6 protein-coding genes are annotated in these 7,434 nt (G+C 45.4%); 5 read left to right on the forward strand and 1 reads right to left on the reverse strand.

Translation table 11 applies throughout. The annotated features are described in order from the left end of the window. Both RMO84_RS17970 and RMO84_RS17975 read left to right on the forward strand, forming a co-directional pair. Window positions 1-1,059 (forward strand): ParB N-terminal domain-containing protein (locus tag RMO84_RS17970; protein WP_310489809.1); only part of this gene is annotated, 1,059 nt, incomplete at its 5' end. Between the two features lie 116 nt (window positions 1,060-1,175). Then, window positions 1,176-3,266 (forward strand): serine/threonine-protein kinase, encoded by a 2,091-nt coding sequence (locus RMO84_RS17975; protein ID WP_310489810.1) that lies wholly within the window; start codon window positions 1,176-1,178, stop codon window positions 3,264-3,266. A gap of 105 nt (window positions 3,267-3,371) precedes the next feature. Here RMO84_RS17975 and RMO84_RS17980 read toward each other — a convergent pair whose 3' ends face one another. Continuing rightward, window positions 3,372-4,019, reverse strand: coding sequence for a DnaJ domain-containing protein (locus tag RMO84_RS17980; RefSeq protein ID WP_310489811.1), 648 nt, complete (start codon window positions 4,017-4,019; stop codon window positions 3,372-3,374). A gap of 134 nt (window positions 4,020-4,153) precedes the next feature. On the opposite strand from RMO84_RS17980, the gene RMO84_RS17985 reads away from it, so the two are divergent. The 3 genes from RMO84_RS17985 (at window position 4,154) to RMO84_RS17995 (ending at window position 7,385) form a co-directional block, all read left to right on the forward strand. Further along, window positions 4,154-4,927: a 16S rRNA (uracil(1498)-N(3))-methyltransferase gene (locus tag RMO84_RS17985; RefSeq protein WP_310489812.1), complete on the forward strand. Its 774-nt coding sequence runs from the start codon at window positions 4,154-4,156 to the stop codon at window positions 4,925-4,927. 231 nt (window positions 4,928-5,158) lie between these two features. Next, window positions 5,159-6,511 (forward strand): MurT ligase domain-containing protein, encoded by a 1,353-nt coding sequence (locus RMO84_RS17990; RefSeq protein ID WP_396135892.1) that lies wholly within the window; start codon window positions 5,159-5,161, stop codon window positions 6,509-6,511. Between the two features lie 91 nt (window positions 6,512-6,602). Beyond that, window positions 6,603-7,385, forward strand: a complete 783-nt coding sequence (locus RMO84_RS17995; protein ID WP_310489814.1) for a cobalamin biosynthesis protein CobQ — start codon at window positions 6,603-6,605, stop codon at window positions 7,383-7,385. Window positions 7,386-7,434 lie beyond the last annotated feature (49 nt).

Raw genomic sequence — 7,434 nt, forward strand, 5'->3', positions numbered from 1 at the left:
TTTGTAGATGTTAAATCAATTAAGTCGGACTTGCCAAAGTCTAACTTTGTCGAATCTGAGCTAGAGCAGTTAGCAGATCTCATCTTAGCAACTGATGGATTGCTGCGACCCTTGATTTTGCAAGAGATTAGAGCCGGGAAATATCAAGTTATTGAAGGACATCGCGAATATTATGCTGCGGTAATAGCCAAAGAAAAGAATATCGCAAAAGCAGAAATGGTAAATGCTTTTGTGATAGATCCCAGCAATCAAAAATCGGCGATCGCTCAACTTGCTCTATTATCAGAAACGCCTTTAACTGGTGTCACTAATACAACAACGGATAGTTCGCAATTAGATCGATTATTACCAGCGATCGAATCGGCGGTTTCCGAGCAGTTACAACCAATTTTAGCCCAACTTGCCAAACACACAGAAATCTTAGATCGTCTCATATTAGAGCGATCGATACAACCTGCAATTCCTAAAATTATCGAGCCGATTATCGAGCGAGTAGAATCGCAACCGAGCGTAACTACGATTCCTGCAAACCCAACTGAAACTACGATAATTATCGAGCCAGTTATCAAGCAATTAGAACCCGAACCAGTAAAGCCAAAAGTCGGTAAAAAAACTAAATCTACAACTCAGAAAGCTTCTAAAACCGTCGATCCTGCACCATCAATTAATATTAGTAGCGAAGATACATCTAAACTACCAGAACCGATCGCAGAGGTAACTGTTACTAAATCGACTAAAACTACCAACAAAGCTAAGCCACCCTCATCTAAATCGACTGCTACTACTAAAACTCAAGCATCATCAGCTTTTTTATCATCGATCGATCCAACTAAAGCTACTACCGTTCTCAACTTAATTAATACTCTCAGCCAGCAAGATCTTACACTAAGCATGGGCAGATCGGGACTAAAAACGATCGTCAAATTAGTTCCAGCTATTATTGAACATCGAAATACTCAACCAGGAAATCAGATCGATAGCTGGGAAACAATTATCGGTGCAAAAATTAGCGGCTTAACTGAAGCAGCAATTAAGAAAATAATTGATAAATTAAAATAGGTTGAGTGCGTACCTCAATTATCGATCGAATCCAGACTTATAGCCGATCTCACCCATTAGCCAAAGCTATACAATATAGATATTATCAACACCTTCGTAGATCGAGCTAAGGTTGCATGAGTCTGTGTATCAATCCTCAGTGTCCGCAAACGGAAAATTCCGATCGGATGCTCTTTTGTCAAAGCTGTGGCTCAGAACTGCTCCTAGCAGGTAAATACCGCGTTGCCAAATTAATGAGCAACAAAGGCGGCTTCGGGGATACCTATGAAGTTACCGAACGTGGTGTACCCAAAGTCTTAAAAGTCCTTAAAAGTAATAATACCAAAGCGATCGAATTATTCGATCGAGAATATCGCGTCTTGGCAAGTCTCGCTGGCGAAGGAATTGCGGGTATTCCGTTAGTCGAAGATTTTTTCTTGTACTCGCCCAATGGCTCTCAGACAGCACTCCACTGCCTAGTCATGGAGCGGATCTTTGGGATGGATCTCGAAGAGTATATCAAAGTCATGAAACGACCGATCGACCAAAAAACCGCGATTGGCTGGCTCTTACAGTTAACGCAGATCCTCCAAGAAATTCACACTCGGGGCATTTTTCATCGCGATATCAAGCCTTCTAATCTGATTCTCCAACCCGACGGGCAAGTAGTCGCGATCGATTTTGGGGCAGTCAAACAAGCCGCTGTAGCAACAGCCAACGGACAACGGACGCGAATCTACACCCCTGGTTACGCAGCTCCCGAGCAGGAGCAAGGGGAAGCTTCCGCTCAGTCAGACTTTTTTGCGCTCGGGCGTACATTTGTCTATCTACTCACCGCCAAAGAACCTGTCGATCTTCACGATTCATATCGCGATCTATTATTGTGGCGAGACAAAACAACTAATGTCTCAGCCGATTTCTTGGATTTAATCGATCGATTAATGCAAGCAGATCCACGTCAGCGTCCCGATACTACCACCACTATTTTCCGGGAAATTGCGGCCTTATCCTCAACGATAACTCGTCAGCATACAGGATATCAACAATTGCCAGCCTCCACCACTCCAACGTTCAAAATATCGCAACCCAAGGTAGTCCCCACTTCAGCAGCCCTATCTCCACCAGCTCCGCAGCAATCGTTCCCATTCAAAAAATTGCTGCCAGCCTTAGTAGTATTAACTGCACTCCTGTTATTATTACCAGCCTTAGCGATGTATCTTTTTGGTAATAAACAGCCATCGATCCCAGGGATTACCAGCAACACTACGGGCGAATCTTTTACCGCGATTAAAGATGTACCGCAGGGTACTTTTAAGTTTGGGGGTAGTACGACTTGGGCGACGACTCGACAGTTACAATCTTCGATCGATGCGGCGATTAGAGGAGTATATCCTCAATTTGATATCGAATATACCGATGCCAAATCGCCCGATTTTAAATCTGTCAAAAATGGTAAATGCGATAGTAAGCCTGGTTCTAATGCCGGAATTTGTTGGTTACTCGAAGGCGATTTAGATTTTGCCCAATCTTCGATCGCGTTAGAAAAATCGACATACAAAAATGACGATCGGATTAAAACCCAACAGCAACTCAAACAAAAAGCGGTAGCTTATGATGCGCTGAGTATCGTCGTCAATCCCAAACTCAATTTAACCGGCTTAACTATCGACCAGCTCCGAGATATTTATACTGGCAGCATTACTAATTGGCGTCAAGTCGGCGGCCCAAATCTACCAATTGTCGCTTTTGCTCGTCCTGAAAGTACGGGTGGCACAGTTTCTTCCTTCTACGATTTAGTATTGAAGAAAAAAGATAAACAGCAATTTAGAGATGATAAATGGCAACCTCAATTTGTTGGCAGTACGACCGAAGGATTGCAAAAAGTTAGCCGAAATCTCGGTGGAATTTACTACGGTGCTGCCAAAGAAGTTATTATCGATTCCTGCAATACTAAGCCGTTAGCGATCGGCAAAGCAGCAGATAATTTAGTCAAACCCTATCGAGATCCTTTGCAATCTCCAGCAGCTTGCCGTAGCGGACAGCGCAATCAACTCAATACAGTCGCTATCAAAAGTCAAACCTATCCACTCACCCGCCTAATTTATGTGATTATCAAAACCACTAATCCCGGCAGCAAACAAGCTGGCGAAGCTTATGCGAATTTACTCAAAACCCAGCAAGGACAGCAGTTGTTAGAAAAAGCCGGATTTGTCAGTATCTCGGATTAGGGGATAGAGGGTAGAGGGTAGGGAATAGGGAATAGAGTTTAAATTTGAACGCAAGCTTTCGATTAGCGATCGACTCCCAACTCCCATACGGTGGTACAGCAACTCCTAACTCAATTGCGTAATGCGACTAAAAGCTCGATCGACTTCTTGCCATAATTGGCGATTCTGCGGATCGACTTTGAGTGCTTTTTTGAGATAAATCTTGGCTTTATCGAATTCGCGTTGTCGGATTAACTGATTGCCGTATTGGGAGTAAATAATTCCTTGCCATTGGCAAATTTGTTTGTCTTGAGGATCGTGATGGGCTAAACCCTCTATCAAGACGATCGCTTTTAAAAACTGTTGTTGCTTTAATAATGACTGTAATTGGGCATACATTTGCCACTTTAATTCCGACCCATTGCCATCGCCATGAGCTTGCGGCGTTGCCGAACTGGGGGACTTGGCGGTAGTGTGGTTAGTTGCAGACGAAGAGCGATCTGGTTGAGGTGTTGTCGATCGAGTAGATGTTGAACCAGTAGATCTAGCCGCAGTACGTCGCTCGATTTGTGTCGTAATTCCTGCAAGTAAAACTTGATAAGCCTCATTCAGCGTGATAAAACGTTGATGCGCATCGCGATCGTCGGGATTGAGATCGGGATGCCACTTACGGGCTAAGGAACGGTAGGCAGCTTTTAGCTCGTCCAGGGACGCGCCCCGACAGATGCCTAACAACTGATAGCATCGATCTAAATTGGTAGTAGATACAAGCATTTATTTACCAGAACGCTATGATTGGACATTTCGAGTCATACTCTTCTAGTATTCCCCGTCATTCGGTCTAAGTAGCACATCTTCAAGCTACCCGAAAACACATTGTATTTAATCAGTAATTAAGCTTAAAAACCTTGCAACGTATCGCGATTGACCCCTCCCAAATCCACGATCGTGAGATTGCGCTGACACCAGCACAACAGCACTATTTGACTCGTGTAATCCGCCTCCAAACTGGTGCCCAATTTGAAGTAATTGACGGTAGTGGCAAGCTTTATGTTGCCGAAATCGCTCTCGATCGATCCCAACCTCCTGGCACGACAACTGCACGGATCGTGACGATTGTTGCTAGCGATATCGATCTCGCCAATCCCCGCCTTCCGCCTGCCATTACCCTGATTTGCGCACTCCCCAAAGGCAATAACTTCGATGACATCGTCCGCGCCTGTACCGAACTGGGCGTTACCACCATCCTCCCCGCCATCAGCGATCGCACTCTGCTCGATCCCAGCCCCCAAAAGCTCCAGAGATGGCGTAAAATCGCCCAAGAAGCCGCCGAACAATCCGAACGCCGAACAATCCCGACAATTGGCGAACCACAGTCGCTACAGTCTATTTTCAGTCAAATACAGACCGATAGCACCAAATACCTCTGCGAAGCTAGAGGCGATCGTCCTCACCTGCTACAATGCCTGCAAACTCAGACATCAACTCACAGTCAAATTATTATCGCGATCGGCCCCGAAGGCGGCTGGACACCATCTGAAATCGATCGAGCCATCGCGTGTGACTTTCAACTCGTATCCCTCGGACGGCAGATTCTCCGCACTATCACCGCCCCAATTGTGGCTTTATCGCTGATAACCGCCGCCATCGATGCAAATACGCGTCCCCAAGTCTTGATATAATAGCCACCTTCAGACAGTATGAGTAGGGAGTAGGGAGTAGAGGGTAGGGGATAGGGGATAGGGAAATAGAAGAGTATCCAGCATATAGATTTCAAGCAATCTCTATTGAATAAATATTTACCCCAGCTAATTCATATTTAACTTTAACGATTGCGATCGAACTAACCCTTTCAATACCCTCTATTCCCTAATCCCTAACCCCTAATCCCTAACCCCTAATTTAAGGTGCAGATAAATTTACTAGATCGAGTCAGATTGGGAATTGCGGTATTTGCAGCTAAAACAATTACCTCAACTATCCGCACCTTCAAATTAGGTGCTGCCAGCGTGCTGCCTGGAACCATTGGCAAACGTCTGCATCCGCAGATTTTAACCATGCTGTCCCAACAGATTAAGTATGGTGTCATTATTGTTGCTGGGACGAATGGCAAGACAACTACTTCACTCTTACTGCGAGATATTTTAGAAAAAGATGGTTGGAAAGTAGTCCATAACGAAGCGGGTGCCAATCTCGTCAATGGTTTAATTACGACACTCTTAGAAAACACGAGTTTAACGGGCAAACTCAAAGCCGATTATGGGATTCTCGAAGTCGATGAAAACGTCATCCCGATCGTTATCCCCCAACTCAAACCCAAATATGTCCTCGCCCTGAATTTATTTCGCGATCAACTCGATCGCTATGGCGAAGTCGATACAATTACCTATCGCTGGGGCAAAGCCATTGCCGAATTAGATAGCGACACAATTCTCGTTACCAATGGCGACGATCCGGCTCTGGCTCATTTAGGACAACAATTAACCAAAGGGGCTAAACCCAAGCAAGTTAAATATTTTGGACTGAGCGAACCAGAATTATATCTCGATGAAATTCCCCACGCGGTAGATTCGATTTACTGTCCGAGTTGTGGCACCGCCTTGGAATATCAAGGCGTATATCTTTCACACCAGGGCGATTTTGATTGTCCCAAATGTGACTTTACCAAAAGTAAACTCTCGATCGATAGCAAAGAATGGCCGCAAGTATTAATCGGTGTTTACAACAAATATAATACCCTCGCCGCGATTACCGTGATGGAATCGATCGGGATTAGTAAGTCAGTCATTCTCGATACGATTAGCCACTTCCAAGCCGCCTTCGGTCGATCGGAAGAACTAGTTTATAACGGTAAAAAAGTGCGGATTCTATTAACTAAAAATCCTGCCAGTATGAACGAAACCATCCGCGCTGTCTCTCAAGTCAAACAGGCTGGCAATGAAGCCGTCAGCCTAATGATCCTCAACGATCGAACGCCGGATGGTACTGATGTCTCGTGGATTTGGGATGTCGATACCGAAAAATTTGTCAATTCCGGCGGCACAATCGTCGTCAGTGGCGATCGAGTTTACGATATGGCTTTACGTTTGGAATACAGTAAAACCGATCCAAATAGCGGTGCGAAAATCATCGTCAAGGAAAACTTGAAAGAAGCGATCGATACCGCCTTAGAACTCACCGCCACCACCGAAACGCTCCACATTATTCCCACTTATTCCGCCATGTTAGACGTTCGCGAAATCCTCACAGGTAAAAAGATTCTCTAACAATTCCTTTGCGCCCTTTGCGGAAACTCCATCACCCATCATTTAAGCACCACAAACCCTCCGCGCCCTCTGCGTTAAAAACACCAATTTTATGGAACTAAAAATCGGCTGGCTCTACCCCACCCTCATGAGTACCTACGGCGATCGCGGTAACGTCATCGCCATCCAACAACGCGCCCAATGGCGGGGCATTAACGTCGAAGTCATCCCCTACGATCGAGAATCAGATCCCGATCTCATCCACCAAGTTGATATCATGGCTGGCGGTGGTGCCCAAGATCGCCAACAAGAAATCGTCATGCGCGACCTGGCTGGTGCCAAAGCCGCAGCCATCAAAGCTAAACTAGACGCAGGCGCACCCGGCGTATTTACCTGCGGTTCGCCCCAATTACTAGGCAGATTTTATGAGCCAGGATTGGGCGAACGAATTGAAGGGATGGGTATTATCGATTTAGAAAGCAAACACCCAGGTGTTGACGTGCCGCGCTGCACTGGTAACGTCGTCTTTGAAATTACTGCCAAAAGACTCGCCGCCGAACTTACCGAAATGCTAGGCGGACAAAAACCCATCATCGTCGGCTTTGAAAATCATGGCGGTAGAACCTATCTGGGTGAGAATGCTGAAGCATTAGGGAAAGTAATTAAAGGTTATGGCAATAACGCCACAGATGGCACTGAAGGCGCATTCTATCACAACGCGATCGCGACTTATTCCCACGGCCCACTGATTCCCAAGAATCCCTTCATCGCCGACTGGATGATCAAAACCGCACTCCAGAACAAGTATCAAACCGAAATAAACCTCGCACCGCTAGATGATAGTTTAGCCGATCGAGCGCGAGCCGCGATGCTCAAGCGATTGGAAGTTAATTGATGTGATTTTAAAGAAGAATATATTGTCTGAACTATGATTTGTCAGATTA

The organism is Chamaesiphon sp. VAR_69_metabat_338 (assembly GCF_031423935.1).
GTDB lineage: Bacteria > Cyanobacteriota > Cyanobacteriia > Cyanobacteriales > Chamaesiphonaceae > Chamaesiphon.

Excerpts from the sequence above, each read along its gene's own strand:
- RMO84_RS17975 (WP_310489810.1), top strand. The coding sequence starts at position 1,176 with ATGAGTCTGTGTATCAATCCTCAGTGTCCGCAAACGGAAAATTCCGAT.
- RMO84_RS17980 (WP_310489811.1), bottom strand. The coding sequence starts at position 4,019 with ATGCTTGTATCTACTACCAATTTAGATCGATGCTATCAGTTGTTAGGC.
- RMO84_RS17995 (WP_310489814.1), top strand. The coding sequence starts at position 6,603 with ATGGAACTAAAAATCGGCTGGCTCTACCCCACCCTCATGAGTACCTAC.